We start from the raw sequence: 25,512 nt of genomic DNA on the forward strand, positions 1-25,512 counted from the left end.
CCAAGCTGTTAAACGGGCGGCCCCCCTTATCTTCGGACTTCCATGAACATTTTCGACGACTTTCACGCCCGCATCGTCGCCATTCTTGATCGCATCGCCGACGACGGCCGACTGCCCGAACTCGATTATGCGCGCTTCGTCGTCGAGCCGCCGAAGGACGCCGCTCTTGGCGATCTCGCGTCGAACGCCGCCATGGTCTTCGCCAAGGAGGCGAAGCCGCATTTCGCCTCTCCGCGCGAATTGGCGGTGGAAATCTGTTTCGCGCTTGCCGAGACGGAAAATGTCGCGAGCGCGGAAGTCGCGGGTCCCGGCTTCATCAATATCCGTCTGAAACCGCAGATTTTTGCCGACGTCCTTCGCGCGGCGCTGAACGATCCGCAGAATTTCGGACGCGTCGGCAAGGGCCGCGCGCGCGCCCTGCAGGGCATGGTGAACGTCGAATATGTGTCGGCCAATCCAACCGGGCCGATGCATGTCGGCCACGGCCGCGGCGCGGTGTTCGGCGACGCGCTCGCAAGCCTCCTGGCCTTTTCCGGCTGCGAGGTGACGCGCGAATATTACATCAATGACGCCGGCGCCCAGGTCGACGTCCTGGCGCGCTCCGCCTATCTGCGCTACCGCGAGGCGCTGGGCGAGGCGATCACCATACCCGAAGGGCTCTATCCGGGCGATTATCTGAAGCCCGTCGGCGCGGCGCTTGCGAAAGCGCATGGCGACGCGCTCGCCGGCGCGCCGGAGAGCGAATGGCTGCCGATCGTCCGCGCTGCGGCGATCGACGCGATGATGGATCTGATCCGCGACGATCTCGCCGCTTTGAACATCACGCATGAGACGTTCTTTTCCGAGCGCGCCCTGCACGCAAAAAAGGACGGCGTCTCGGCGATCGACGCCGCGATCGAATGGCTGCGGGCGAAAGGCCTCGTGTATGAGGGGCGTTTGCCGCCGCCTAAGGGCCAACTGCCGGAGGACTGGGAGGATCGCGAGCAGACTCTGTTCAGATCGACGCAGTTCGGCGACGACGTCGATCGCGCGTTGAAGAAATCCGATGGCTCGCCGACCTATTTCGCGGCTGATATCGCCTATCATAAGGACAAGATCGATCGCGGCTTCGACACGCTTGTCGACGTGTGGGGCGCCGACCACGGCGGCTATGTGAAGCGCATGACGGCGGCCGTCGCGGCGCTTTCCAACACGCGCGCGACGCTCGACGTCAAACTCTGCCAGCTCGTCAAGCTGATGCGCGCCGGCGAGCCGGTCAAAATGTCCAAGCGCGCCGGCGATTTCGTCACCTTGCGGGACGTCGTGGACGAGGTCGGCGTGGACGCCGTGCGCTTCATGATGCTCTACCGCAAGAATGACGCGCCGCTCGATTTTGATCTCGCCAAGGTCATCGAGCAATCGAAGGACAATCCGGTCTTTTACGTTCAATACGCCCATGCGCGGGGAAAGTCGGCGCTGCGCCAGGCGCTCGCGGCGTTTCCGGATCTCGATCTCTCGACCACAAGCCTGGCCGCGGCGGACTTCGCCCTTTTGGCCGATGAGGGCGAACTTGCTTTGGCCAGGATCATCGCGCAGTATCCGCGCGTGATCGAGGCTGCGGCGGCGGCGCATGAGCCGCATCGCGTGGCCTTTTATCTGCACGAACTGGCGAGCGTATTCCATTCGCATTGGAATCGCGGGAAAGATCAGCCGCAATTACGCTTTGTTAAGGCTGATGAGAGAGATTTAACCATCGCTCGCGTTGCGTTGGTTAGCTCGTTAATAGTCGTCCTGGGGTCAGGCTTGAGGCTGCTCGGCGTGAGCGCCCCCGACGAGATGCGCTAATCGACGCCTGAGCGACGTCCAGGCGTAGGACGCGCTTACCATTTGCTTCGCGCCCCCAGGAATCCAGTGAGCGAGGTGCATCATGCGCGAGACATCCGTTAGAGGCCCGGCGATCGACCTCGGCGAGTTCGAGCGGCGGCTGCGAGGCCCGCAACGAACCGCGCAAGCCGACGATCCGCTGAGCGAACTTGCGCGGCTGGTTCAACGTGAAGATCCCGCGGCGGCGGATCCGTACAATCGAATTCTCGCTGAAGCGCAGCGCGATCCGCGCATGGAGGCCGAACTGCGCGGCTCCTACGACGCGGCGCCGCCCGTTGCGGCCGAGTCTCCCTATTATCCCCAGCCCGCGCTCGAACAGCCCCTGGAGCCCGCCTATCCGGTCGAGCCGGACTATCGCGATCTGCCGCCGGGATATGACCCACAGCAGGGGGCGGGGTATGATTCCGCCTATTATGGAACGGAGGCCAATTGGGGCGAGGACTCGCAATATCTCGACTACGGCCAGGGCGAGGAAGCCTATGAGAGCGGCTACGAGAGCGGGTGGCGATCCTGGTTTCGTCCATGGCACGCGGTCGTCGCGATCTCGCTCGTCGCCGTGCTCAGCATCGGTTTCGCCTTCTGGCATCGGAGCGGCTCCAACGCCTCCCGTGAAATCGCGACGATCATGGCGCCTGAGGGGCCCGTGAAGGTCAAGCCCAGCGCCGAGGCCGAAACGATAGCGCCGGACGCTAGCGCCGCCGCCGTTCTCGACCGCAAGGAGCAGGAGCCCGTTCAGCAGGTGATCGCCAGTCAGGAGCAGGCCGTCGACCCGTCCGTGGCGCCGAATGTGGCGCGGCTTGGCGACGGCCCCGTCGCTCTTCCGCACGAGCCTCCCGCGCCCGCCATCGGCGCGCCGAAGCGGGTCAAGACCGTGACGGTGCGGCCGGACGGCAGCCGGGTGGACGAGGGCGCGTTGCCGTCGGCCGTCGCCATGGCGGGCCGGCCTGCCGCATCTGAAGCGGCGCCCGCCGCCGCGGCCAGCGCTATGGGCGCCGCCACGGCGACCCCGTCCAGCCAGGCGAGCGTCACCGCGACTCCGCCGCGCATTACGCAGCCGAAGCCGGCTGCGCCGAAGGTCGCCGCGATCGACGAATCGTCCGAGGCGGACCAGGCCGATGCAGAGTCTGATCAGGCGGCCCCGAGCAAGGGCGGCTACGCCGTGCAGTTCGGCGCGGCCAACAGCGAGGCCGACGCGCGCGCGTTGCTGAAGACGATCGTCGGCAAATACCGCGGGCCGCTCGGCGGGCTGAAGCCGACCTTCAAAATGGCGACGGTGAACGGCAAGACCGTCTATCGCGTCCGCGTCGCCGGGGTGAGCAAAGAGTCCGCCAACGCGATGTGCGGCAAGGTGAAAACCATGGGCGGCGCCTGCTTCGTCGCCAGCAAATGACGCAACCTCCATGCGCGCTTTCATCTGCGGGTTAAGAGGCGTCTCGCTTGACGCGGAGGAGCGCGCCTTCCTGCGCGAAGCGGCGCCCTGGGGCGTGATCCTCTTTCGCCGCAATATCGAGACGCCCGAACAGGTCGCCCTTCTGACCGGCGAGATTCGTGACGCTCTCGGCCGCCAGGCGCCGATCCTGGTCGATCAGGAGGGCGGACGCGTCCAGCGTCTCGGTCCGCCGCATTGGCGCGCCTATCCGGCCGCCGCGCGCTTCGAAACGGCGGCGGCCGCCGCCGCCCAGGCGGAACGGCTCGCTTGGCTCGGCGCGCGGCTCATCGCGCATGATCTGCGGCAGGTCGGAATCGACGTCGACTGCCTGCCGGTGCTCGATACGCCGGCGGAAGGCTCTCACGGCATCATCGGGGATCGGGCCTATAGCCGTGGCCCGGCGCGCGTCGCCGCGATGGGCCGCGCCGCCGCCGAAGGCTTGATGGCGGGCGGCGTCGCGCCGGTGATCAAGCACATCCCCGGGCATGGGCGCGCCCGGGCGGACAGCCATTTGGAGCTGCCCGTGGTGGAGGCGCCGCGCGAGGAGCTGGAGCGCATCGACTTTGCGCCGTTCATCGCCAACGCCGATCTGCCGATGGCGATGAGCGCGCATGTCGTTTACACGGCGATCGATCCTTCAGCGCCCGCCACGCTGTCGAAAACGGTCGTCCGCGACATCATCCGCGGCCATATCGGCTTCGACGGCCTCCTGATGACCGACGATCTGTCGATGAAGGCGCTGTCCGGAAGCTTCCGCGAGCGGGCCGAGCGGGCGATCGGCTCCGGATGCGACATGGTCCTGCACTGCAACGGGGATCTTGGGGAAGCGCGGCCGGTCGCCGAGGGCGCGCCGCCGCTTGCTGGGGTGGCCCTAGCGCGCGCCGAAAAGGCGCTCGAATGCATTCAGCAGATTGAACCTTTTGACGCAGCCGTGGCGATGCGCGAGTTCGATGCGGTGATGGGCGCGGCGGCGTGAGCTCTTGCAGGCTGCTGCGTCGCTAGTTAAATAGTGAAACTATGAAAAATATCACAGTTTCACTTGACGATGAACTTTATCGGCGCGCGCGCATCAGAGCGGCGCAGGAAGATACGTCCGTTTCGGCAGTCGTGCGCCGTTTCCTGATTGAGTTCGCCTCAGAAGGCACGGAGTTTGACCGGCTGAAGCGCCAGGAACAGGAACTCCGCGCGCAAATCCGTGAATTTCGCGCCTCCGATCGGCTCTCGCGCGAGCGCGTTCACCAGAGGCAAGTCGCCCCGAGAAGAGCGTGATCGGGTTTCTTGACACCAACATCCTGCTTTACTCGATCAGCTGCGATCCGTCCGAGGCGGACAAGCGCGATCGCGCGATCGCGCTCTTGGACCAGGACGATTGGAGCTTGTCGACGCAGGTTTTGCAGGAATTTTACGTGCAGGCGACGCGGCCATCGCGGGCCGACGCCCTCGCGCATGACGTGGCGGCCGGTCTCGTGCGCGCGTGGCAGAGATTTCAGATTCAGGACATTACGCCGGCGATCGTCAACGCGGCGCTCGACATAAAATCGCGGTACGGCTTTGCCTATTGGGACTGCGCCATTATTGCCGCGGCGCAGGCGCAAGGGTGCTCGCGCCTCTATTCCGAGGACCTTTCCCACGGTCAAATCATCGATCGTCTTGAGATTATCGATCCCTTCCGATAGCGGCGGTCTCCTGTGGACGGTCGCGCCAAAGCGCCGGCAGCGCTTGCGATGGCGGGCCCTTGGGGCCAATCTCGGCCCGAAACGCTCGGCCACGCCGATTCGCGAACGTAAACAGGCGCAAAACCCTTTATGGCCCAGGAACTGACCTTCGAGCTCGACGAGACTCGCGGCGATGGCGAAGAAGCCTTTCTCGTCGACGTCGACGGGTTCGAAGGTCCGCTCGATCTGCTGCTCGAACTCGCGCGCCGCCAGAAGGTCGACCTTGCCCGCATTTCGATCCTCGCACTCGCCGAACAATATCTCGCCTTCATCGAGGCGGCCCGGCGCGTGCGGCTGGAGCTTGCCGCCGACTATCTGGTCATGGCGGCGTGGCTGGCGTTCCTGAAGTCGCGGCTGCTGCTGCCGGAGCAACCGAAAGGCGAAGAGCCTTCGGCCTCTGATCTCGCCGCCGCGCTCGCCGAGCGCCTGCGCCGGCTGGAGCTGATGCGGCGTGCGGCCGACAGGCTCACCGAACGCGCCCGGCTGGGCCGCGACATGTTTCTGCGCGGCGGTCCGGAGGGCGTCGAGACGATCTCGCGTCCCGAATTTCAGGCGAGCCTCTACGATCTTCTCGCGGCCTACGCCCGGCAGCGCCAGAAGACCGCGACGTCGCGCGTCGTGCTGCGGCAGCGCGCTGTCTGGTCGCTGGCCGAGGCGCGCGAGGCGCTCGAACGGCTGGTCGGCGTCGCGACCGAATGGACGGTGCTCGACGATTTCCTGCTGCATTACTGTGTCGACATGCAGACGGCGCGCACCGTGCGCGCCTCGGCCTTCACCGCTTCGCTCGAAATGGTGCGGGAGGGGCGTTTCGACATACGTCAGGATCGGCATTTCGCGCCGCTTTGGGTGCGGCGGCGCGCGGCGGAGCAGGCTGAAGAGCCTGCGGGCGCGTCTTAGGCCCGGAAGTCAGGAGGACGCGCGGTGGCGGAGGCTGCGGAGAAGATCGAACTGTTTGACGTGAACAGCGACGACGAACTCGCGCGTCAAGAATCCCGGCTGCGCGAAGCGGAACGCATCGTCGAAGCGCTGCTTTTCGCCGCCGCGGAACCGCTCGATGAAGCTGAAATGACGCGCCGTCTCGAAGAGGGCGTCGACCTCGACCGCGTCCTTGAGCGCCTGCGCGCCTATTACGCGGGGCGCGGCGTCAACCTCACGCGGGTCGGCAAGAAATGGTTTTTCCGCACTGCGGCCGACCTCAACTGGATTCTCGCGCGCGAGCAGGTGGAGGAAAAGAAGCTCTCCCGCGCCGCGCTCGAGACGCTCGCCATCATCGCCTATCACCAGCCGACGACACGCGCCGAAATCGAAGAAATTCGCGGCGTCGCCATTTCGAAGGGCACGCTCGACGTGCTGCTCGACACCGGCTGGATCAGGTTGCGTGGCCGCCGCAAGGCGCCGGGCCGGCCGATCACCTATGGCACCACCGACGCTTTTCTGATGCATTTCGGCTTGGAGCAGATCGGCGATCTGCCGGGGCTCGACGAGTTGAAAGGCGCGGGGCTGTTCGACGGCCGGCTGCCCAAGGGCTTCGGCGTGCCGCAACCCTCCGACGACGCGGCGTTGCGCGACGACGAAGATCCGTTGGAGGACGAAGCGCCGGAGCTCCTCGAAATGGAGTTTCCGGATGAGCCCGAGGCGTCGGAGGAGCCTGAGCCGCTGGGCGACGACGAGCCTTGACGGCGGCGCCGCGCTGCGTCATCAGGCGGCACGGATTTCTGCGTCTCCGAACCTGTCCGCTGCGCGCGCATCTGCGCGACGCGTCCTTGTTTTTAAGGCGACGGGCGCATAGTTTCCGGGCAAACGCCGGTTATCCCGGTTTTCTCGTTAGGAAGGATGCGCGCCATGGGCGGTCTGTCGATCTGGCACTGGATCATTGTCGGCGCGGTCGTCTTCATTCTCTTCGGCGGCAAGTTCAAGATCTCCGACGTGATGGGCGACGTCGCCAAGGGCATCAAGGCCTTCAAGAAGGGCATGGCGGAAGACGACGCCGCCGCCAATGATGCGAAGACGTCGTTGGAAGGCCAGACCAGCGAACGCCGCGCTCTGGAGAACGACAACGCCGACGGCAAGAAGGTTTGATCGCGGGCGGTCTCCCGTTCCGCTGAAGCAGAACCCCCTAAGGCGCTGTCTGATGCGGAGCGGGCGTGTCCTGCTCCGCTTTTGCTTGGCGCGGTGACTCGGGTCGAAGCGACAATAGGCACAAGATGTTCGATCTCGAACCCGGCAAGCTCATCGTCATCGCCATCGTCGCGCTTATCGCAATTCCCTCGAAGGACTTGCCGCGCGTCTTGCGCACGCTCGGGCAGTTCACCGGAAAGATGCGGCGCATGGCCTCGGAGTTTCAGGGACAGTTCATGGAGGCGATGCGCGAGGCCGAACTCGACGACTTGCGCAAGGAAGTCAAAGAGATGAAGGACGCCGTCAAGGAGAGCGTCAAGCTCGACGGCGCTTTCGATCCGCTGACCGAGGCGCGCAAGCAGATCGCCGGCGCCATTGAGGGCGCGCCGCCGTCGCATGCGCAGCCGGTTGATCCTGCGGCGGCGCCTCTGGATCAGGATGAGGCGTTCGAGACCGGGACTTCGGCCGCTCGGGATGAGGGCTCGCCCGAGGCGGGTCCGCCGAAAAAGGCGGCCACATGAGCGACGCCGACGAAGCGGACATCGAGGCCAGCAAGGCGCCGCTGATCGAACATCTCATGGAATTGCGCGAGCGCCTGATCAAGGCGCTGCTCGCCTTTCTTGCGATGTTCGTGCTCTCCTTCTTTTTCGCCAAGGATATATACAATCTGCTGGTCATTCCCTACACGCAGGTCGCCGGCCCGGAGGCGCGGCTGATCTATACGGCGCCGCAGGAATATTTCTTCACGCAGATCAAGGTCGCTTTGTTTTCGGCGGCCTTTCTGTCTTGTCCAATCGTGTTTGCGCAGATCTACGCGTTCGTCGCGCCAGGGCTGTACCGGCATGAGCGCGCGGCGTTTCGGCCCTACCTCTTCGCGACGCCGATCTTTTTCGCGATCGGCGCGCTTGTCGTCTACTTCCTGGTGATGCCCAATCTGCTGCGCTTCTTCATGGGGATGCAGCAGGCGAACGAGCCGGGCAAAGCGCAGATCGAACTGCTGCCGCGCGTCTCCGAATATCTTTCGCTGATCATGACGCTGGTGCTCGCCTTCGGCATCGTGTTTCAGCTGCCCGTGGTCCTGACGCTGCTCGGTCAGGTCGGCATCGTCACCTCGGAGTTTTTGAAGGAGAAGCGGCGCTACGCGATCGTGCTGATGTTCATCGTCGCCGCGGTCCTGACGCCGCCGGACGTGTTCTCCCAGCTCGCATTGGCGCTGCCTGGAGTGCTGCTCTACGAAGCGTCGATTTACGCCGTGCGCGCGGTCGAAAAGAAGCGCGCCGCGGCCGAGGCGGCGGCGGGCGGACCGTAGGCGACATCTCGCCCGCTTGACGCTGCGTTACGCGCGCGGGAGAAAGGCGCCCTCGACAAAGCCCCCGCCGTCATGGCCGGGCTTGTCCCGGCCATCCACGCCGAGACGCTGCGCGTGCTTATCTTCCTGCCGCAGTCGCATTCGTGGATGCCCGGCACAGGCCGGGCATGACGCGTTTGCAATGGTTCGCCCATTTTCCCAGCGCGCAGGCCGATATGTACGACATCAAATGGATTCGCGAGAACGCTGAAATTTTCGATCGTGGCCGCGCGCGGCGCGGCTTGGCGCCGATGTCGACGCAGCTACTCGCCTTCGACGATTCGCGGCGCGCGGCGATCGGCGAATTGCAGCGCGCGCAGGAGCGGCGCAACGCCGCCTCGAAAGAGATTGGCGCCGCGATGAAGGCGGGCGATTCCGCCAGGGCTGAAGCGCTCAAAGCCGAAGTCGCGCAGATCAAGGAAAACTGGCCGGCGCTCGAAGAGGCCGAGCGCTACGCGATCGCCGAACTCGACGCGGCGCTCGCGAGCATTCCGAATATGCCTCTCGACGAAGTCCCCGACGGCGCCGACGAGAACGACAATGTCGAAATCACGCGCTGGGGCGCGCCGCGCGATTTCGACTTCACGCCGAAGGAGCATTTCGAAATCGGCGAAGGACTCGGGCTGATGGATTTCGAAGCCGCGGCGAAAATTTCCGGCGCGCGCTTCGTCGTAAACAAGGGCGGGCTGGCGCGCCTCGAGCGCGCGCTCGCGCAATTCATGCTCGACGTGCATACGATCGAGCATGGCTACACCGAAGTCAGCCCGCCGCTGCTCGTGCGCGACGACGCGATGTTCGGAACGGCGCAATTGCCGAAGTTTCGCGAGGATCAGTTTTCTGTGACGTCGGGCCGAAAGATCGACGCGCCGCCTGATTCGCTGACGGAAGAAATCGTGCCGACGGCCGATTACTGGCTCATTCCGACCGCGGAAGTGCCGCTGACCAATCTCGCGCGCGACTCCATTCTCGACGAAGCGCAATTGCCGATGCGGCTGACGGCCGGCACCTATTGCTTCCGCGCTGAAGCGGGCGCCGCCGGCAAGGATACGCGCGGCATGATCCGCCAGCATCAGTTCTACAAGGTCGAACTGGTTTCAATCACCACGCCGGAGCAATCGCTCGCCGAGCATGAGCGCATGACTCAATGCGCCGAGAAGGTGTTGCAACTGCTGGAGCTTCCCTATCGCAAGGTCGTGCTTTGCACGGGCGACATGGGTTTCGCGAGCCAGAAAACCTACGACCTCGAAGTCTGGCTGCCGGGGCAGGGGAAATATCGCGAGATTTCGTCATGCTCGGTCTGCGGCGACTTCCAGGCGCGGCGCATGAACGCCCGCTATCGCCCCACCGGAGAAAAGGCGCCGCCACGCTTCGTCCATACCCTCAACGGCTCCGGCGTCGCCGTCGGCCGCGCCATGGTCGCCGTTCTGGAGAATTATCAGCAGGCCGACGGCTCCGTCGAAATTCCGCGCGCGCTGCATCCCTACATGGGCGGCCTCTCGCGCATCTCGCGGTGAGCGGCTTTTCGCGAGACGCAGCGCCTGCGTCTCGCAGGCTCTCCGCAATAGGGCCCGGGCGGGGTCCCGAAATACGGCGTCAGGCCGTAGCCATAATCGACGCGCGGCGCATATCCGTCGCTGAGCAGATCGGGCGCGGCGAACGGCAGCACCAGGGGGGCGGCCACGACGCCCGGCGCTGGCGGCGGCGCCCCGGGGATGACCAGAGGCGCCGGGACATAGCCCATCGTCCCGCCATATTGCACCTGACACCAGCGGCCGCAGCCCAGGACGTTGAAGGGAATATTCGCGGCCATGGTCGTGACCGGTCTGGCGCTCGAACTCGGGCTGACGCGCAGCGGCATCGGCGCCGCCACAAAGGCCTCGAACGCGGCGGCGGAGCCGGGCAGGGCGCCGAACCCCGCCGCCAATAGGAGCGCAAGTCGTAAGCGCATCAAAATTCCTCCAGAGAATGCGGCCGGACCATATAGGGTCATTGTGGACGTTTGGACCCGAATCGTCCAAACAAACTCAAGCTTCGTCAGGTCGCGCGAGCGAGTCGAAACCGCTGCAATCATGCGCATTCTCATCACCAACGACGATGGCGTTCACGCGCCCGGCCTCGGAATCGCCGAAGCGATCGCGCGCGAATTCACCGACGATATTGTCGTCATCGCCCCGGAATTCGAGCAATCGGGCGTTTCGCATTCGCTCTCGCTCAATGATCCGCTGCGGCTGCGGGAGATCTCGCCGCGGCATTTCGCGGTGAAGGGCACGCCGACCGACTGCGTGATCATGGGCGTGCGCAAGCTGATGCTCGACCATCCGCCCGATCTCATCATCTCCGGTGTCAACTGCGGCCAGAATATCGCCGAAGACGTGTCCTATTCCGGCACCATCGCAGGGGCGATGGAGGGAACGATTCTCGGCGTTCCGTCGATCGCGCTCTCGCAGGTCTATGATTTCTTCGCCAGCCGGCGGACCATCCAATGGGAATGCGCCGCGACGCACGGCGCCGAAATGGTGCGCCGCCTGCTCGCGGTCGGGGTTCCCAAGAATGTGCTGATGAACGTGAACTTCCCGAACTGTCCGCCGCAGGAGGTCGCCGGCGTCGCCATCACCATGCAGGGTCGGCGCAGCAGCGACATCATGCGGATCGAGGACCGCAAGGACGGACGCGGCAACCCCTATCACTGGATCACGTTCCAGCGGGGCGACTTCAAGCCGGGGCAGGGCACCGATCTGCTCGCGCTCGAAGAGAAGAAGATCTCGATCACGCCGCTGCAGCTCGACTTCACCGACCATCCCACCGTGACGCGCCTCGCGGCGGCTTTCGAGGGCGGAGAATGACGGGCGAGCGCGGCGCGCCCAGCGCCGCAGAATTCGAAGAGCGCGCGGCGCTGCTCCTCACCCTTCGGCGGGCGGGCGTGCGCGATCTGTCGGTGTTGCGCGCCATCGAGGCGACCCCGCGCGAGGCGTTCGCGCCCTATCGCTTCCGCGATCTCGCGAACCGCAATCTTTCCCTGCCGATCAGCTGCGGCCAGACCATGTCGCGTCCCGTCGAACTCGCGAAACGGCTCGAGGCGTTGAAAACCGGGCGCGGCCATCGGGTGCTCGAGGTGGGGGCGGGCTCCGGCTATGGGGCGGCGGCGCTCGCCCAGGTCGCGCGTGAGGTCGTCAGCCTCGAGCGGTTCGAGACGCTTGCGATCGAAGCCTCGCGTCGTCTGGCCGCCCATGGCGCAGAAAACGCGAAGGCGATCTACGCCGACGGCCTCGAACCACCTCGCGAACTTGGTCGCTTCGACCGGATCATTGTGCAGGCCTCGGTGATCGCCGCCCCGGCCGCGCTGATCCAGATGCTCACGCCGGCCGGCGTCATGCTCTTCGCCCGAAGGGAGCACGCCATGGCCGGCGCGCGCGCGCGGGAACGATTGATTAAGCTTGATCGCAATGAGGATGGGGAGCTGCGGGAGACCGATCTCGGCCCGTGTCGCCTGGGCCCGGCCATTGCAGGACTGGCGCAAGCGCTTTGAACTTCCTGTTCGAATGCTGAAAATTTTCATAGTCGCGCTTGCCGCGCATTCATCTTAAACGCCTCCTTAACCGCCGCGCTGTTACCCATAGGCCGTTCAATGTTGCGTTCGGGTGGGTCGCGTCATGGCTATCAAGCGTCCATTTGCTCATTCCCGCACGGCTGTGCGGCTCATGGCGGCGGCTGGCGTCGCGGCTCTCGTCGCCGGGTGCTCCGATGCCTCCCGGTTCGGGAGCGATCCATTCTCTGATCCCTTCTCAGGCTCCTCAAAGATCGCCTCGCGCGGGGTCGACCGGGCGCCCGTCGGCGCGATCGTCGCAGCGCCTTCGCAGAGCGCTCCGTCGTCGGCGGTGGAGACTCGTCCGCTGCCGGCTCCGGGCGCCAGCGCTCCCGCCGCCAGCGCGTCGACGGCGCGGAGCTCCGCGCCCATTGGCGCCGCCGGCGGCAGCGGTCACTGGAGCGCGGAAGGCGGCACACCGATCGTCGTCGCTAAGGGCGAAACGGCGGCGCTGCTCTCCACGCGTTACGGCGTTCCCGCCGACGCGCTGCTTCGAACCAACGGCTTCAAAGTCGCGTCCCAAATTCAGCCGGGCTCCAGACTGGTAATCCCGGTCTATCGCGCGGGCCGAGGGCCAGTCGCCACAGCACAAGCGTCTTCCGCGCCGGCCCGGACGGCGGCCGCTGCGCCGTCAACGGCGCGGTCCGCAGCCGCGAAGCCTTTGGCGGCCGCCAAACCGGCTGAGCCGAAGTCGCGCAAGGCCGAAGCCGAAGCGGCAAAATCCAAGTCCACCGAGCGGTCGAAAGTCGCCGCCAAAGCCGCGCCGGAGAAGACGCTGTCCAAAGCGGAATCCCGCATGGCCGCCGCGACGCCGGCCCGCTTGGTGAAGACCGAGCGAATCTCCCGCAGCGCCTCGGCGTCCGACCCGGCCGCGACCGAGACGGCCGCCGCAGGTTCCAGAGGCAAAGCTGTCGTCGCTGCAACGGCGGAAAATCCGAGCGTTCGCAAAGTCGACACGACCGCGACCGCTTCCATTCCTCCCGCGCCCGAGTCGAAAACCGTGGCGTCCGATGATGGCAAGCCGGAATTCCGCTGGCCGGCGCGCGGCCGCATCATTCAGGGCTTCTCGACGGGCGGCAATGACGGAATCAACATCGCCGTCCCGGAGGGCACACAGGTCAAGGCGGCCGAAAACGGCGTCGTCGCCTACGCCGGCAATGAACTCAAGGGCTACGGCAACCTTGTGCTCATTCGGCACCCGAACGGCTTCGTTTCCGCCTACGCCCACAATGGCGAAATCGATGTGAAGCGCGGCGATCAGGTCAGGCGCGGTCAGACGATCGCCAAATCCGGCCAGTCCGGCAATGTTGTGTCGCCGCAGCTGCACTTCGAGCTTCGCAAGGGTTCGCGGCCGGTCGATCCCACGCGTTATCTGGCCGGGTTGTAAGCGTCGACGCCAGAACCTCCTGCGTCCGCGAGACAACAAGACGCCGGAGCTTTCCGGGCGGCGGGTCCCAAGAAAGGCCCGCCGCTCCCGTCTTTTTTGACGCCTCGCCGTCACTGAAAATGCTATACGCCGCGGGTCGCAACCGGAGGAACCCGCTCACGTGACCTATCGTCTCGCTTTCGCTCTTCTGTTCGCCGCCACGCCCGCTTTCGCCGTCGATCCAACTGGCGTCCCGCAATGCGATGCGCTGCTCAAGCGCTACGAAGCCTGCTCGGGACAGCTGTCGCCGCGCCAGGTGCATGCTGCGCAAAAGGAACTGCTCGACGGTGCGGTGGGCATTCGCTCGGCGGCGACCGATCCTTCAAAACGCGCTGATCTCGCACGCTATTGCGCCGATCGATTCGAGTTGATGAAGAAGGAAAGCGATATCAAGGAATGCATGTCGAAGCCGTAAGCGACGCGCAGGCTTCAATGTAATCCTTCCCACGCATTTCGATCAGGCGGGACGCGGCGCGTTCGAACTCGCGCGCCTCGGACCCGGCGCTCGCGTGATAAAGTTCGAACGGCTCGGCGGCGGCGGAAACGAGCAGCAGCACGCGTGCGTCATAGAGCACATCGACGAGCGTTATGAAACGACGCGTTTCGTTGCGCTGTTCGGGCGCCAGCGTCGGAACGTTTTCAACGATGATCGAGTCGAAGCGCTCGGCGAGCGCAATATAATCCGCGGCCGACAGCGCCTGTCCGCAGAGCGCCGCGAAATCGAAGCGCGCGACGCGCCCCGCCGCGCGCGCGATCTCGATGCGCCGCCGCTTGACTTCGATCGTCGTCGGCGTTTCCGCGGCGCCGCCGGCGAGCGTCGCATAGAGCGCGTCGATCGCAGTTTTTGCGCGTGAATCGGCGGGCGTGAAATAGACCTGGCCGAGATCTTCGCCGCGCCGCCGGTAATCGCTCGGCGCTTCGAGATGAAGAACGTCCATCTGCTCCTTCAGCAAAGCGATGAAAGGCAGGAAAAGATCGCGGTTGCGGCCGCCTTCATACAGTCGGGATGGCTCGACGTTTGACGTCGCGACAATCACGACGCCCGACGCCAACAGCGAAGAAAACAGCCGCGCCAATATGGTGGCGTCGGCGATGTCGTGGACGGCGAACTCGTCGAAGCAGAGCACGCGTGTTTCGCGCGCGATCTCCTGCGCCACGCAGGTCACCGGATCGGCCGCGCACGCGCCTGGATTCTGACGCAGCCGATGGAGTCGATCATGCACGTCGGCCATGAAGGCGTGGAAATGCGCGCGTCTTTTGCGGTCGATGGCCAGCGCGCTGAAGAACAGATTCATCAGGAAGGTTTTGCCGCGTCCGACCGGCCCCCAGAGATAGAGGCCGCGCGCGCGAGAAGTCCTGCCGCGAAAGCCCGCAACGACCGCGCGCATCAAGCCGCCTTTCTTGGCCCTGCGTCCGGCAAGCGCGTCGGCGAGCGCCTGGAGTCTCTCGATCGCCGCGCGCTGCGATACATCGCGCTCGAGGACGCCTGCGTCGACGAGCGCCTCATATTTTTCGACGATGGTTGGCGCGCGCGACGTCATACGCGCCGCATCCTGCCATTCGCTTCAGCGAGCGCGCCCGCGCGGAGTTCGCAGTAGAGCAGGCGATCCGGGTCGACGGGGCCCGGCATCGAAATTCGGCCGCGCGGAACCCGCGCGAAGCCGAGCCGCGAATAATAATCCTCGTCGCCGACGAGCAGCACCAGCCCATGTCCGGCTGCGCGGGCGGCGTCCAGCGAATGTTTGACCAGCGTCTCGCCGACGCGCTGCAAGCGAAACGCCGGCTCGACAGTCAGCGGCCCGAGCAGAAGCGCTGGCGTAGAGCCGACCAGGATCGGAGTCATGCGATTGGCGCCGACAAGCAGCGTGCCGATCCGGGCGACGAAGGACAGCGTCCGGTCCGGCTCGACCCCCTCGCGCAGGCGATAGGCGGTGCGCGCATATCTGCCCGGACCGAACGCGCGTTCGTCGAGCTTTTCGATATGCGCGTCGTCGGCGGCCGTGAGCGGCGCAAATTTTACGGCGAGATCGATCATGATGCAGGTTTGACCCAGGGCGAGGCCATATCACGCGCCGTCTGCGCGGCAAAACCTTCTGTTGCGGCGCGGGAGGCCATTGTGCGACCGTGCGGCCGAAGAGGAGCCGATGGACTATTGCTTGCGTCGGGCGCGCATCGAGGATGCCCGGTCCCTCGCCGAGGCTCATGCTGAAGCGTGGCGGGAGACCTACGCCGGCGTCATGCGCGCCGAGGCGCTGGCGGGCGTCGATCTGGCGGATTGGGAGCGGCGCTGGCGGGAGAGGATCGTCTCCGGCGACGACGCTCAGGCGGTCTTCGTCGCCCTCGAGGAGGGCGTTCCCGTGGGCTTCGCGCGCTGCAGCCGCCAGACCAATCCGAAGCTCGCGCCGCTTGGGTTCGAAGCCGACATCGCGTCGATTTATCTTCTGCGGCGGGCGCAGCGGCGCGGATTGGGCCGGCGCTTGATGGCGCGGCTCGCGACGCATCTGCTGGACGCGGGCTGCGCGAGCGCCGCCGTGTGGGTTTTGCGCGATTCGCCGGGCGCGCGCGGCTTTTACGAGGCGCTGGGCGCTGCGCCGGTCGGCGTCGAGGGCGTGTGGGAGGTCGACGGCGTTACGCTTCCCGACATCGCCTATGGATGGCGCGATCTGCGCGCCTTGGCGGGCGCGCAGGACGCCGGCGCCGCTGCGAACTCACCAATAGGGTGAGGCGGGCGTCTGCTGCAAAGCCTCGGAAATGCGCGCGCGCGTGCCGGCCGTCGTATCGGCGGGAAGCGCGTCGAGGTCAAAGAACGCCGCCTCGGCGATCTCGCGGTCGGGGGCGCGCGGATGCATCACGCGGAATTCGCGCACGATAAAAAGCGCGACATGGTCCCGCATCGAAAAGCGCCGATTGAGATAGACCCCGAACAGCTCGGGCGGCGCGTCGAGGAGGACGTTCGCCTCTTCGCTCAGTTCGCGCCTGAGCGCTTCTTCGAGCGTTTCGCCGCTTTCGACGCCGCCGCCCGGCAGATACAGGCCGTCCACATAGGTATGCCGGACGAGCAGCACGCGGTTGTTTGGGTCAATGACCAGCCCGCGCACGCCCAGCGTCATGGGACGCTGAAAGCGCGCGCCGAATGCGATCAGCCGCGACGCGACGCGGGCGCGTCTCGATGACGTCGCGCGCGCTTCTCCCACCTTCGTCAAAACCGCCTCCAATCGCCCCAAAACTATGGCAAATGACGCCCGAAAGCTCTAGTGTCGCCCACCCGTTCCAATGAGCAAGGGCCGTGCGCTCGGCCCCGCGAAATGAACGGGATCAGAGAGGTTTATTGAACTTTCGGCTTGCCCATCTGTCCGACGCGCACATCGGTCCAATTCCTCGGCCAAATCTCGCCGAACTCCTTGGCAAACGCGTCACTGGCTATGTGAACTGGCTTTATAAACGCCGCGATCAGCACGACATGCGCGTGCTCGGCAAGATCGTCGCGGATATCAGAGCGCAGGCGCCGCATCATGTCGTCATGACCGGCGACATCGTCAATATCGGACTTCCCGCCGAAATCGCGCTCGCCAAGGACTGGCTCGCCTCGCTCGGCGCGCCGGGCGACGTGAGCTTCACGCCCGGCAATCACGACGCCTATGTGGCGAGCGTGACGGATCTTGTTCACGAGGTCTTCGCGCCCTGGACGACGGGCGAGGCCGAAGCGACGGGCTTTCCCTATCTGCGCCGGCGCGACGGCGTCGCCCTGATCGGACTCGACACCGGCGTGCCGACGGCGCCCTTCGTCGCGTCCGGCCGGCTCGGCGCGGCGCAGCGCGCGGCGCTGGCGGAAATGCTGGATCGCGCGAAGGCGGAAGGGCTTGCGCGCGTCGTCTGCCTTCATCACCCGCCGCATGTCGGCGGCGCGCGGAAATTGCGAGGACTCGAAGACGCCGCGGAATTCGAGAGCGTCATCGCCGGCCATGGCGCTGAGCTGATTCTCCATGGCCATAATCATAGGCCGAGCCTTTTTCGGCTGCCCGGGCCCGGCGTTGCGATCCCTGTGGTTGGCGTGGCCTCCGCGTCGGCGCGGCCCGGCGGCCATTATCCTGGCGCCGCCTACAATCTGTACGAGATCGAGCGGAACGGCGACGGCCTCAGAATTTCGCTGCGCAGGCGCGGGCTCGACGACGCCGGCGACGTCGTCGACCTCGAGTCGGTCGCGCTGTAAGGCTCAATTCAGGAAATAAGCGCGATAGATCCATGTCGCCAGCACGGCCAGAAGCGCGAAAAAGGCGGCGGCGCCGAAGAATTCGGCGATAAAGGCGGCGACGCGACGGAGTCGTGCGGCGGGAGACGGATCATTGTCGCGCGCCTTCGCTCTCTCGCGCGCCGCGGCGACCTTCACGCCAAGCGTCTGAGCAGCTCCGCCGCTCGCAAAATCGATCGCCAGCGCTTTTTCGCGCTCGATCAGACGATGCGCGATATAGCCGGTGATCGCTTCGACGGCCTCGTCAATGCTGTCGCTCTCGCAAAGCGTCACCCGGCCATGGCGGGTATCCTGGAGGAAGCGATAGGTGCGCCGGTCGCGATCCATCTCGACGAAGCCGATCTGATCGATGAACAGCCGCGGCTGTTCCGTCGGCGCAACCCCGACGTCGAAAATGTCGCATTCGCGCGGCACCTGCGCCAACACCGGCGCCAGCGCGTCGCTCAGCATCTCAAGGCGGGCGATTTCCGCCCCGCGTAAATCGGCGACCGCGGCGGAGCGCTCGGCGTTTTCGAGGCGGGCGCGGCGCAGCGCGCCGGCGAGACTGGCCATGCGCTCGTCGAGCGAACCCTTCGATCCCTTGCGCGCGACGCGCTCCCGCTCGACGAGAACGGCGAGACGCTCCGCAGGCGTGAGCGATGGGTTTTTCGTATCGGCGTCGCGAGTGTCCGCTGGCGGCGCGGGCAGGGGCTCTTCCATTTCGTCCACTCGCTGAAGCCCTCGTTACATACGCGGTCGGGGCGATAAAGCGTTGGGACTATAGCGGCTCTCGGCGGCCCTGCGAAGCGCAAGCGGCGACGAACTGACGCGGGAGTCGACTTTTTTCCCCGGCTCCGGCAAGGGATTCCATACGATAGCCGTTGATTCCCGCGATTAACGATAAGAACACGCCGGAATCACCAGGGCGGGAGGGAATCCATGGCCGTCAATCGTGGCGAATCGGACGTCAACAGCGCTTTGTTCGAACGCATCATGATCGGCATGGGGTTCGCGGTCTTTTCGGCGCTGGAGGCCGCCGGCGGCGGAGAACACGCGATCGTCGCCGGGTTTTTTGCCGGAGTGACGATTTTCGTGCTGCGTCGCTCCTCGGAAAGCGCCCGCCAGGCCGCCGACTTCGCCGTGGATTTTTTCGCGGTGGCGACCTTCACCCTGCTCTGCGACCGCTCGGGCGTCTTGTGGAAATCGCCGGAGACGCTCGCCGAACTGTTCAGGTTCTCGCCAGTCGGCGCGGCGACAGCCACCATTCTCTACCTGGCCGGGGTCGTCACGCTCAGGGCGCGATCGCGCATGGCGGTGCGCGCGGCGCTTTTCGTGCTGCCGCTGCAGTTCAGCCTGCTCATCGCGCTCGGTTCGCCGCCCGTCACGCAGATCGGCGGCGCGCTGTTTCTGGGACTGGACGTTCCAGAGGTCTTCAGGAAGATCGCCGGACGCACGCTGGTCCTGTTTCTGCTCAATGAATCCATCGTCGTCGGCGTTCCGCTCGCGCTCGGCCGCTTTCTTCCACGGCAGTGGCGGCCGCACAGCATTCTGCTTGCGTCGGCCTTCATCGCCTCGCTGACCCCCTATATCGCGACCTCGGTCTCATTTTTCGTCGCGCCTTACCTGCCTTATCCGGCGACGGCGGCAGTCGCCGCCGTGGCGGCCGCCCTCGCACAGGCGGGGTTGTGGGGCCAAACCTATCTCGTGACCCAGGCGATGGCCGGTCTTCTGCGCGCGAGTCCCTCGCTGCAGGTCGTGGTGTTTCACGATTGGCGGACAGGCGCCGAGAAGGGCGCCGTCTACGGCTTCGTTTTCATGGCGCTGCTGCTCCTGGTCGGAATGGTCGTCTCTTTCGCGCCGGCCGTAGCCGTGATTTCGGCTTCTGGCCCGATCAGCGGCGCGCTGATCGGCGCGGCGCTGTTCCCGCTCGTCCGCGGAATCGTCGAGAGCACTGATTCGACTCCGCCGTTTTTTGGGCGAGTCGAAGAGCTCTACCTGCATCCGTCCAACTATTTTCGCGGCGCAGTCGCTGGCGCGGCCGTCGGACTCGCCCTGATGATCGGTCTTCCCCTGATGAGCGGCGGCGAGAGGTTTCTCTTCGGCGCGCTCGCTGGCGGTCTCGCCTACGCCGGGGTCGACGCCGGCTTAGACGGCTACGCGCTCTCGAAGCAACGCCGTCAGCGGTTTCGCAGCTGGCGGGTCTATCTGCTTGGCGCAACGCTCGGCGGCGTGGTCGGCGGCGCCGTCGCCTGGTATCTCGACGCGGGTCAGGTCGAGAACATCACATCGAAATTCTTCGCCTATACGTCGCTCAACTATGCCGCGGACGGACGCGCCGTCTCCGACTATGTGATCCGCCCGCTGTTCTCGAAGTGGGGCGCGACGGATCTCGGACCGGTCGACGGCGGCGTGAGGCTGCTGTTCGACGAGTCGCTCTCGGGCGTCATCCAGTGGGTTTTCGCGGCGCCGCTTTTTTCGATCAATCTGTTCTTCCTGACCGCGCTTGTCGAACGTAGCCTGCAGCCGCTGCGCCAGCTGGCGAGCTGGCAGGGACTCGACATGCTCGTCGAGAACGCCGTGCGCGTGCTGCGCTGGGGCCTCTGGATGGCGCCGGTGATCTATTCCTTCCTGAAGGCGGCGCCCGACCCCGCCTGGTACAATCAGGACGGACTCATCCGCACCGGCGTCGCGAGCTGGATGAGCTACATCCTGCCTGATTCCGATTTCCGCGCCTGGAGTCTCGACATCTTCACGGCGCTTCTCGCCTATGACGCCCTGCGGGTGCTGATCTGGTTCGATCATATGGGCCTGCGGGTGGCGACGCTCGTCAATCTGTCTTTCGTCGGCGGCGACGTCGCGGACGAAAAGGCCGCGCGTTTCCTCGGAAAGGCGCAAACGAGCCGCGCGATACCCGAAGGCATCCGCCGCTTCGGCACCTGGGCGCCGCTGCTGCTGCCGTTCTACATCCCGCGCGGCGCGGAATGGGATCAGGCGTGGAGCGCCGCCGAGCAGATGTCGCATACGCGGCCCCCATCCTACGCATATCTGGTCAGCGGCTATCTGATCTATGCCGGGCTCGTGGCCTTCGGCCTTGTGATCTTTCTTCTCGGACGGCTCGCGCGCGCCCAGAAAGTGACGATCGAGGGCATCACCGGCGCTGGCGGCGTGCCCGGCTCGCGGCCGCTGAAATTGACCAACGGGCTGATGACGAGCGAGTGGTTCCAGGACGGGCAGGGCGCGATTCGCATCGAAGGCGTCGCCCGCGGCGGCCCGCCGATCGATCTGACGCGGCGCCCGGACGATCACGCCCATCCGCGCGGACGGTTCCTTTTCCTTCGCGAAGACGGCGGCGAGCTCTGGTCGATCGGCGAGGCACCGACCCGCTGCAGAGCCGCTCAGGCGTCACTGACCGACGCGGGAGAAAACTGCCTGTTCTTCATGGCCGAGCGCAACGGATTTGCGGTCGAAGCGCGGGTCTCGCTCGCCGCGGATGAAGCGGTCGAGATTACCCGGCTGAAGATCGTCAATCTCGAGCAGCGCCATCGCAAGCTGATGTTGGCGTCGCTTCGGGAATGGGTGCTCAATGAGACCGGCGTCGAGCTTCGCGACGCCGCTTACAACGCAATTCACATCGGAACCTGGTACGTCCGATCGCTGAACGCGATCTTCGCGCAAAACCGTTTGCTCAAGGGCGGCGCCCGCCGCCAGTCCGAGCGGCGGCTGTCGCCGGAGATCGGCTTTCACGCCATCGGCGCCAGCGGCGACGCCAAGATCGCCGTCGTCGGTTATGAGGACGTCAAATCGCGTTTTTACGGGATGGGGTCGACATATGCGCCTGACAGCCTTCTTGGCCTGGCGGCGCCGCGCGATCCGAAAGACGAAGGCCTGCTCTATGGCTTCGAGCCCTGCGCAAGTCTGCGCGTCGAAGTCGAGCTTGCCGCCGCAGGCGCGACGGAACTGATCATCGTCGACGGCTGGGCCCGCGACATGGGCCGGGCGACCGATTCGATTGCGCGCCATCTCGGCGTTGCGCCTGCGTCGCCCGAGACGCTGAACAAGGCGTTGTCGCGTCGTCGCGAGCTTGTCCTGCCGCCGCCGCCAAGAAAGCCGCGTTACGCCTTTGCTCAGGACGGGCGCAGCGTCACCCTCGCGCCGGGTACGCCGCGTCCCTTCGCCCATGTGATCGCCAATGCGTTCGGGCAGGGCGCCGTGCTCACAAATGACGGCGATATTTTTTCCTTCCACGGCAATTCGCGACTGAACAGCTTCACGCCGTTTCGCATGGGCGAAGGCCGCATGGCGCCGGCTGGCCAGAGAATTTACGTCTACGATCTGGCGCGAACCGACGCGCATAGTCCGACCTTCGTCCCGCTGCGGCGTCGCGACGCTGAATATGAGGTGACGTTTTCTCTGGGCGCCGCCGTCTATCGCGCCGAGCGCGACCACCTCGAACTCGAGACGACCATATTCGTCAGTCCGACGCAGCCGATTGAGTTCAAGATTCTAAAAATTCGCAACAAGTCGGATCACGAGCGTCTGCTGCAGATTACGCCGGCGATGGAAATCGTCTTGGCGGAAACGCCGAACGAAAGCCTCGGCGTGCTGGAATCGGTCATCGACGAGGACGAGCATTCGATCTACTTCCGCAACCCGCGCAATAATTTCGTGCAGGGATGGGCTTTTGTCACGACCTCGCTGCCGGCGGAATTCGCCGAGACCTCGCGTCGTCGTTTCCTCGGCCATGAGAGCCGCGATCCCTACTTGCCTTACATGGTCGAGCACGGGCATCCGGACGCCGGCGCGCCGGCGCATGAGCGAAAGGTCGCGGCGTTCAGCGGCGCGATCGACGTGCCGGCGGGAGAGACGGCGGTCGTCGTAGTGGCGCTGGGACAGACGACGACGATCGAAGAAGCCAAACGGCTCGCCAATTATGCGCGCGATCTCCAGCACGCCTACGCCGAGTTCGCTGCGAATACGCGCGCATGGGACGATCAGCTGTCGGTGCTGCGCATCAAGACCAACCGGCCGGATTTCGATCGGCTCGTCAATGACTGGCTGCCCTATCAATTGCTTGCCGCGCGGCTATGGGGACGCACGGGTCCGTCGCAGCGTTCCGGCGCGACGGGGTATCGCGATCAGCTGCAGGACGTCATACCGCTCATCCATCTCGCGCCCGAACGCGCGCGCGCGCAGATCCTGCTCCACGCCGCGCATCAATATATCGAGGGCGACGCGTGCAAGTGGTGGCATCGCGCGCCCAATGGCGGGACGGGACTTGCGGATCGCACGCATTCCTCGGATCCGCACTTGTGGTTGCCCTATGTGACGATCCGCTATGTCCGCGGGACCGGCGACTACGGCATCCTGGATGAAGTCGAGACCTTCCTTGAAGCCGCGCCTGTTCCACAGGATCAGGAAGGCCAAGCCACGGTGCCGTTGACGTCGCGCGACAAGGATACGCTGCTCGGCCATTGCGCGCGCGCCATCGAATGGACGCTCGATCGTTTCGGCGCGCATGGCCTGCCGCTGATGGGTTCGGGCGACTGGGACGACGGGATGAATCTCATCGGCGACGAAGGTCGCGGGGAAAGCGTGTGGCTGGGCTTCTTCCTGCACGGCATTCTTCTCGACGTTGCGCCGCTCTTCGAGGCGAAAGGCGACGCCGGACGCGCCGAACGCTATCGAGAACGCGCCGAGAAGCTTCGCGCCGCGCTCGAAAACTGCTGGCGCGGCGACCGCTACATTCGCGCCTATGCCGACGACGGCGGGGAAGTCGCGCCGATGAGCGCGATGACCTCCTCCTGGCCAACTCTGACGAACGCCGTGGACGCCGCGCGGGGACTCGAGGCGATCGAGAAAGCGCTCGATGTTCTCGGCCTCGGCAATCGCGTGCTGCTCGTCGATCCGCCCTTCAACGAACATTCGCGGCCCTATCCCGGCCGCAGCGCGGAATATCCGCCCGGCGTGCGCGAAAACGGCGGCCAGTATTCACATGGCGTCTCCTGGTTTGTCGACGCTCTGTCGAAACTCGCCGCGCAGGCGCAACAGCGCGGCGACGCGCGCGCCGCCGACGAGCTGTTTCGCAAGGCGTTCGAGACGTGGATCGCGATCTCGCCGATCTCCAAGCTCATCACGCCTGCGGCGGCCGACATTTACGGCCTGCCGCCGCACCAGCAGCCCGCTGATATCTACAATGGCGAAGGCTATGAGGGGCGCGGCGGGTGGAGCTGGTACACGGGCGCGGCGGCCCGCATGCTGTCGGCCGCCTATGCGCTGCTAGGCCTCGAATTCGAGAACGGCGAGTTGAAGCCGCGCCCGGACGCGTTCAGCCCCAAGGGCGAGTTGCGACTTGAACGCGTCACCTATCTCGGCAAGACGTTCGAAGCGGAGAAACGTCGCCGCATGTGGTAGCGCGATCTGGAGGCGGGAGGCCATGGCCGATCGAGTCGTCACGCTCAACGCCGGGTCTTCCTCGGTGAAGTTCGCCCTGTTCGCCGCGGACGCCGAGTGGCCGCGGCTGATCGTTTCCGGCGCGGTCGACGGACTCGGCGCGCGCCCGCGCTTTCGCGTCGCCGTCGTCGACGGCGAGGCGAGCGAAAAGCAGCTCGCCGCCAAGCTCACCCACCGGCAGGCGATCGCCATGATCTTCGAATGGATCGAAGACGCATATCCCGTCGCGGCGGTGAGCGCGATCGGGCATCGCGTCGTGCATGGCGGGCTGCGCTTCGCCGCGCCGGTCATCGTCGATGATGAAACGCTCGTCGAATTGCGGGCGTTCGTTCCGCTCGCGCCGCTGCACCAACCCCACAATCTGGCGGGAATTGAAGGCGCCCGGGAAGCGTTCCCGCAGGTGCCGCAGGTCGCGTGTTTCGACACGGCCTTCCACCGTGGACACGCCTTCGTCGATGACGCCTATGCGCTTCCCTATTCCTATTACGAACGCGGCTTGCGGCGCTTCGGCTTTCATGGCCTGTCGTATGAATATATCGCGCGTCGTCTGCGCGAGATCGATCCGATCCATGCCGAGGCGGGCGTCGTCGTCGCGCATCTCGGCAATGGCGCGTCCCTCTGCGCGATGAAGGGCGGACGTTCGGTCGCGACCAGCATGGGCTTCTCGGCGCTCGAAGGCTTGCCGATGGGCACCCGCTGCGGGCAGATTGATCCCGGACTGCTGCTCTATCTGCTCCAGAGCGAGGCGATGACCGCCGAGGAGCTGTCGCGCCTGCTCTATGAGCGCTCGGGTCTCCTCGGCCTCTCCGGCGTGTCGCACGATATGCGCGCATTGGAGGCCTCTGCCGACCCCCGCGCCGCGGCCGCCATCGCCTATTTTATTCACCGCATCAAAATGGAGATCGCCGCGCTGGCGGCCGTCATCGGCGGACTTGACGCGCTCGTCTTCACCGCCGGAATTGGGGAGCGCTCGTCGCGCGTCCGCGCCGGCGTGGTCGAAGGCCTCGCATGGCTGGGTCTCGCGCTCGACGCGACAGCCAACGCCCGCAACGATCTCATCATCTCCACGGCCCAGTCGCGCATCCCCGTTTTCGTGGCGGCGACCGACGAGGAAGCGATGATCGCGCGCCACACCATTGAAACAGCGGGATTGTCGGCAATGGCGCGATGAGCGCGGGGCGGCGGGCGACCGTATGGTCGACCAGCGTCGCATTTGAGTTTCGTTCCCGCCAGTCAGCAGGAGCGAATCCAACAAAGCGATTGACCCGCCTGCGCTAAACGTCCAGAATATCTAGGATTATTCAGGATAAATACGCGGCCAGCCCATCGGTGGGACGCTGGTCCGGCCTATT

Annotated in this window: 24 protein-coding genes; 18 read left to right on the forward strand and 6 right to left on the reverse strand. The window is 65.5% G+C overall.

Translation table 11 applies throughout. From position 1 onward, the window contains the following. The first annotated feature begins 42 nt into the window (after positions 1 to 42). The 10 genes from argS to serS all read left to right on the forward strand — a co-directional run bounded on the left by argS (position 43) and on the right by serS (position 9,987). Entirely contained in the window at positions 43 to 1,824 is a 1,782-nt protein-coding gene (gene argS / locus AB7F41_RS06575; protein WP_428384128.1) for an arginine--tRNA ligase, read from the forward strand. Positions 1,825 to 1,906: 82 nt separating this feature from the next. Continuing rightward, positions 1,907 to 3,253, forward strand: coding sequence for an SPOR domain-containing protein (locus AB7F41_RS06580; protein WP_428384130.1), 1,347 nt, complete (start codon positions 1,907 to 1,909; stop codon positions 3,251 to 3,253). Between the two features lie 10 nt (positions 3,254 to 3,263). Further along, on the forward strand, positions 3,264 to 4,268 hold the full coding sequence (gene nagZ / locus AB7F41_RS06585; protein WP_428384132.1) for a beta-N-acetylhexosaminidase: 1,005 nt from the start codon (positions 3,264 to 3,266) through the stop codon (positions 4,266 to 4,268). Positions 4,269 to 4,557: 289 nt separating this feature from the next. Continuing rightward, complete coding sequence (locus AB7F41_RS06590; RefSeq protein WP_428384134.1) at positions 4,558 to 4,968, forward strand: PIN domain-containing protein; 411 nt, start codon at positions 4,558 to 4,560, stop codon at positions 4,966 to 4,968. 129 nt (positions 4,969 to 5,097) lie between these two features. Then, positions 5,098 to 5,904 carry a segregation and condensation protein A gene (locus AB7F41_RS06595; RefSeq protein WP_428384136.1) on the forward strand — a complete coding sequence of 269 codons (807 nt, stop codon included), beginning with the start codon at positions 5,098 to 5,100 and terminating at the stop codon, positions 5,902 to 5,904. A gap of 24 nt (positions 5,905 to 5,928) precedes the next feature. Further along, entirely contained in the window at positions 5,929 to 6,684 is a 756-nt protein-coding gene (gene scpB, locus AB7F41_RS06600) for an SMC-Scp complex subunit ScpB (protein WP_428384138.1), read from the forward strand. 165 nt (positions 6,685 to 6,849) lie between these two features. After that, entirely contained in the window at positions 6,850 to 7,086 is a 237-nt protein-coding gene (locus AB7F41_RS06605) for a twin-arginine translocase TatA/TatE family subunit (RefSeq protein ID WP_428384140.1), read from the forward strand. 125 nt (positions 7,087 to 7,211) lie between these two features. Continuing rightward, a complete protein-coding gene (locus tag AB7F41_RS06610) occupies positions 7,212 to 7,646 on the forward strand; it encodes a Sec-independent protein translocase subunit TatA/TatB (RefSeq protein WP_428384142.1) in 435 nt (144 codons plus the stop codon). Next, positions 7,643 to 8,434, forward strand: coding sequence for a twin-arginine translocase subunit TatC (gene tatC, locus AB7F41_RS06615; protein ID WP_428384144.1), 792 nt, complete (start codon positions 7,643 to 7,645; stop codon positions 8,432 to 8,434). The genes AB7F41_RS06610 and tatC overlap by 4 nt, the downstream gene beginning before the upstream one ends. 215 nt (positions 8,435 to 8,649) lie before the next feature. Continuing rightward, complete coding sequence (gene serS / locus AB7F41_RS06620) at positions 8,650 to 9,987, forward strand: serine--tRNA ligase (RefSeq protein WP_428384179.1); 1,338 nt, start codon at positions 8,650 to 8,652, stop codon at positions 9,985 to 9,987. On the opposite strand, the gene AB7F41_RS06625 is transcribed toward serS, so the two are convergent. Beyond that, positions 9,954 to 10,421: an SH3 domain-containing protein gene (locus AB7F41_RS06625; protein WP_428384146.1), complete on the reverse strand. Its 468-nt coding sequence runs from the start codon at positions 10,419 to 10,421 to the stop codon at positions 9,954 to 9,956. The two genes, serS and AB7F41_RS06625, sit on opposite strands and share 34 nt — an antisense overlap. A gap of 121 nt (positions 10,422 to 10,542) precedes the next feature. Between AB7F41_RS06625 and surE the strand changes: the two genes are divergently transcribed. Further along, positions 10,543 to 11,316 carry a 5'/3'-nucleotidase SurE gene (gene surE / locus AB7F41_RS06630; protein ID WP_428384147.1) on the forward strand — a complete coding sequence of 258 codons (774 nt, stop codon included), beginning with the start codon at positions 10,543 to 10,545 and terminating at the stop codon, positions 11,314 to 11,316. Continuing rightward, positions 11,313 to 11,999, forward strand: coding sequence for a protein-L-isoaspartate O-methyltransferase family protein (locus tag AB7F41_RS06635; protein ID WP_428384149.1), 687 nt, complete (start codon positions 11,313 to 11,315; stop codon positions 11,997 to 11,999). Before surE ends, AB7F41_RS06635 begins: the two co-directional genes overlap by 4 nt. 147 nt (positions 12,000 to 12,146) lie before the next feature. Here the strand turns inward: AB7F41_RS06635 and AB7F41_RS06640 are convergent, their stop codons facing one another. Continuing rightward, a complete protein-coding gene (locus AB7F41_RS06640) occupies positions 12,147 to 12,428 on the reverse strand; it encodes a hypothetical protein (RefSeq protein WP_428384151.1) in 282 nt (93 codons plus the stop codon). Positions 12,429 to 12,717: 289 nt separating this feature from the next. Between AB7F41_RS06640 and AB7F41_RS06645 the strand changes: the two genes are divergently transcribed. Together AB7F41_RS06645 and AB7F41_RS06650 are read left to right on the forward strand one after the other, a co-directional pair. Then, positions 12,718 to 13,443 carry a M23 family metallopeptidase gene (locus AB7F41_RS06645; protein WP_428384152.1) on the forward strand — a complete coding sequence of 242 codons (726 nt, stop codon included), beginning with the start codon at positions 12,718 to 12,720 and terminating at the stop codon, positions 13,441 to 13,443. Between the two features lie 160 nt (positions 13,444 to 13,603). After that, complete coding sequence (locus AB7F41_RS06650) at positions 13,604 to 13,897, forward strand: hypothetical protein (RefSeq protein ID WP_428384154.1); 294 nt, start codon at positions 13,604 to 13,606, stop codon at positions 13,895 to 13,897. Here AB7F41_RS06650 and zapE read toward each other — a convergent pair. After that, positions 13,872 to 15,023 carry a cell division protein ZapE gene (gene zapE, locus AB7F41_RS06655; RefSeq protein ID WP_428384156.1) on the reverse strand — a complete coding sequence of 384 codons (1,152 nt, stop codon included), beginning with the start codon at positions 15,021 to 15,023 and terminating at the stop codon, positions 13,872 to 13,874. The two genes, AB7F41_RS06650 and zapE, sit on opposite strands and share 26 nt — an antisense overlap. Further along, complete coding sequence (locus tag AB7F41_RS06660; protein WP_428384158.1) at positions 15,020 to 15,517, reverse strand: GNAT family N-acetyltransferase; 498 nt, start codon at positions 15,515 to 15,517, stop codon at positions 15,020 to 15,022. Before AB7F41_RS06660 ends, zapE begins: the two co-directional genes overlap by 4 nt. 79 nt (positions 15,518 to 15,596) lie before the next feature. Between AB7F41_RS06660 and AB7F41_RS06665 the strand changes: the two genes are divergently transcribed. Next, positions 15,597 to 16,205 carry an N-acetyltransferase family protein gene (locus AB7F41_RS06665; protein WP_428384159.1) on the forward strand — a complete coding sequence of 203 codons (609 nt, stop codon included), beginning with the start codon at positions 15,597 to 15,599 and terminating at the stop codon, positions 16,203 to 16,205. Here AB7F41_RS06665 and AB7F41_RS06670 read toward each other — a convergent pair. Beyond that, a complete protein-coding gene (locus tag AB7F41_RS06670; protein ID WP_428384181.1) occupies positions 16,191 to 16,676 on the reverse strand; it encodes an NUDIX domain-containing protein in 486 nt (161 codons plus the stop codon). The two genes, AB7F41_RS06665 and AB7F41_RS06670, sit on opposite strands and share 15 nt — an antisense overlap. Positions 16,677 to 16,810: 134 nt before the next feature. On the opposite strand from AB7F41_RS06670, the gene AB7F41_RS06675 reads away from it, so the two are divergent. Further along, a complete protein-coding gene (locus AB7F41_RS06675) occupies positions 16,811 to 17,692 on the forward strand; it encodes a metallophosphoesterase family protein (RefSeq protein WP_428384161.1) in 882 nt (293 codons plus the stop codon). Between the two features lie 3 nt (positions 17,693 to 17,695). Here the strand turns inward: AB7F41_RS06675 and AB7F41_RS06680 are convergent, their stop codons facing one another. After that, the gene (locus tag AB7F41_RS06680; RefSeq protein ID WP_428384163.1) at positions 17,696 to 18,430 is read right to left on the reverse strand and encodes a hypothetical protein; all 735 of its coding nucleotides are present in this window, start codon (positions 18,428 to 18,430) and stop codon (positions 17,696 to 17,698) included. Between the two features lie 219 nt (positions 18,431 to 18,649). Here AB7F41_RS06680 and AB7F41_RS06685 point away from each other — a divergent pair, with 219 nt between their 5' ends. Further along, positions 18,650 to 24,121, forward strand: a complete 5,472-nt coding sequence (locus AB7F41_RS06685) for a GH36-type glycosyl hydrolase domain-containing protein (protein WP_428384164.1) — start codon at positions 18,650 to 18,652, stop codon at positions 24,119 to 24,121. A 22-nt stretch (positions 24,122 to 24,143) separates the two neighbouring features. Next, positions 24,144 to 25,331 carry an acetate/propionate family kinase gene (locus tag AB7F41_RS06690; protein ID WP_428384166.1) on the forward strand — a complete coding sequence of 396 codons (1,188 nt, stop codon included), beginning with the start codon at positions 24,144 to 24,146 and terminating at the stop codon, positions 25,329 to 25,331. The last annotated feature ends 181 nt before the right edge of the window (positions 25,332 to 25,512 follow it).

Source organism: Methylocystis sp., assembly GCF_050251305.1.
In the GTDB taxonomy this organism is placed as follows: Bacteria; Pseudomonadota; Alphaproteobacteria; order Rhizobiales; family Beijerinckiaceae; genus Methylocystis.

Excerpts from the sequence above, each read along its gene's own strand:
- AB7F41_RS06685 (WP_428384164.1), top strand. The coding sequence starts at position 18,650 with ATGGCCGTCAATCGTGGCGAATCGGACGTCAACAGCGCTTTGTTCGAA.
- AB7F41_RS06580 (WP_428384130.1), top strand. The coding sequence starts at position 1,907 with ATGCGCGAGACATCCGTTAGAGGCCCGGCGATCGACCTCGGCGAGTTC.
- AB7F41_RS06625 (WP_428384146.1), bottom strand. The coding sequence starts at position 10,421 with ATGCGCTTACGACTTGCGCTCCTATTGGCGGCGGGGTTCGGCGCCCTG.
- serS (WP_428384179.1), top strand. The coding sequence starts at position 8,650 with ATGTACGACATCAAATGGATTCGCGAGAACGCTGAAATTTTCGATCGT.
- zapE (WP_428384156.1), bottom strand. The coding sequence starts at position 15,023 with ATGACGTCGCGCGCGCCAACCATCGTCGAAAAATATGAGGCGCTCGTC.
- AB7F41_RS06640 (WP_428384151.1), bottom strand. The coding sequence starts at position 12,428 with ATGGGCGCGGAGCTCCGCGCCGTCGACGCGCTGGCGGCGGGAGCGCTG.
- AB7F41_RS06605 (WP_428384140.1), top strand. The coding sequence starts at position 6,850 with ATGGGCGGTCTGTCGATCTGGCACTGGATCATTGTCGGCGCGGTCGTC.
- AB7F41_RS06610 (WP_428384142.1), top strand. The coding sequence starts at position 7,212 with ATGTTCGATCTCGAACCCGGCAAGCTCATCGTCATCGCCATCGTCGCG.
- AB7F41_RS06635 (WP_428384149.1), top strand. The coding sequence starts at position 11,313 with ATGACGGGCGAGCGCGGCGCGCCCAGCGCCGCAGAATTCGAAGAGCGC.
- AB7F41_RS06680 (WP_428384163.1), bottom strand. The coding sequence starts at position 18,430 with ATGGAAGAGCCCCTGCCCGCGCCGCCAGCGGACACTCGCGACGCCGAT.
- argS (WP_428384128.1), top strand. The coding sequence starts at position 43 with ATGAACATTTTCGACGACTTTCACGCCCGCATCGTCGCCATTCTTGAT.
- AB7F41_RS06660 (WP_428384158.1), bottom strand. The coding sequence starts at position 15,517 with ATGATCGATCTCGCCGTAAAATTTGCGCCGCTCACGGCCGCCGACGAC.
- surE (WP_428384147.1), top strand. The coding sequence starts at position 10,543 with ATGCGCATTCTCATCACCAACGACGATGGCGTTCACGCGCCCGGCCTC.
- AB7F41_RS06595 (WP_428384136.1), top strand. The coding sequence starts at position 5,098 with ATGGCCCAGGAACTGACCTTCGAGCTCGACGAGACTCGCGGCGATGGC.
- AB7F41_RS06690 (WP_428384166.1), top strand. The coding sequence starts at position 24,144 with ATGGCCGATCGAGTCGTCACGCTCAACGCCGGGTCTTCCTCGGTGAAG.
- nagZ (WP_428384132.1), top strand. The coding sequence starts at position 3,264 with ATGCGCGCTTTCATCTGCGGGTTAAGAGGCGTCTCGCTTGACGCGGAG.
- tatC (WP_428384144.1), top strand. The coding sequence starts at position 7,643 with ATGAGCGACGCCGACGAAGCGGACATCGAGGCCAGCAAGGCGCCGCTG.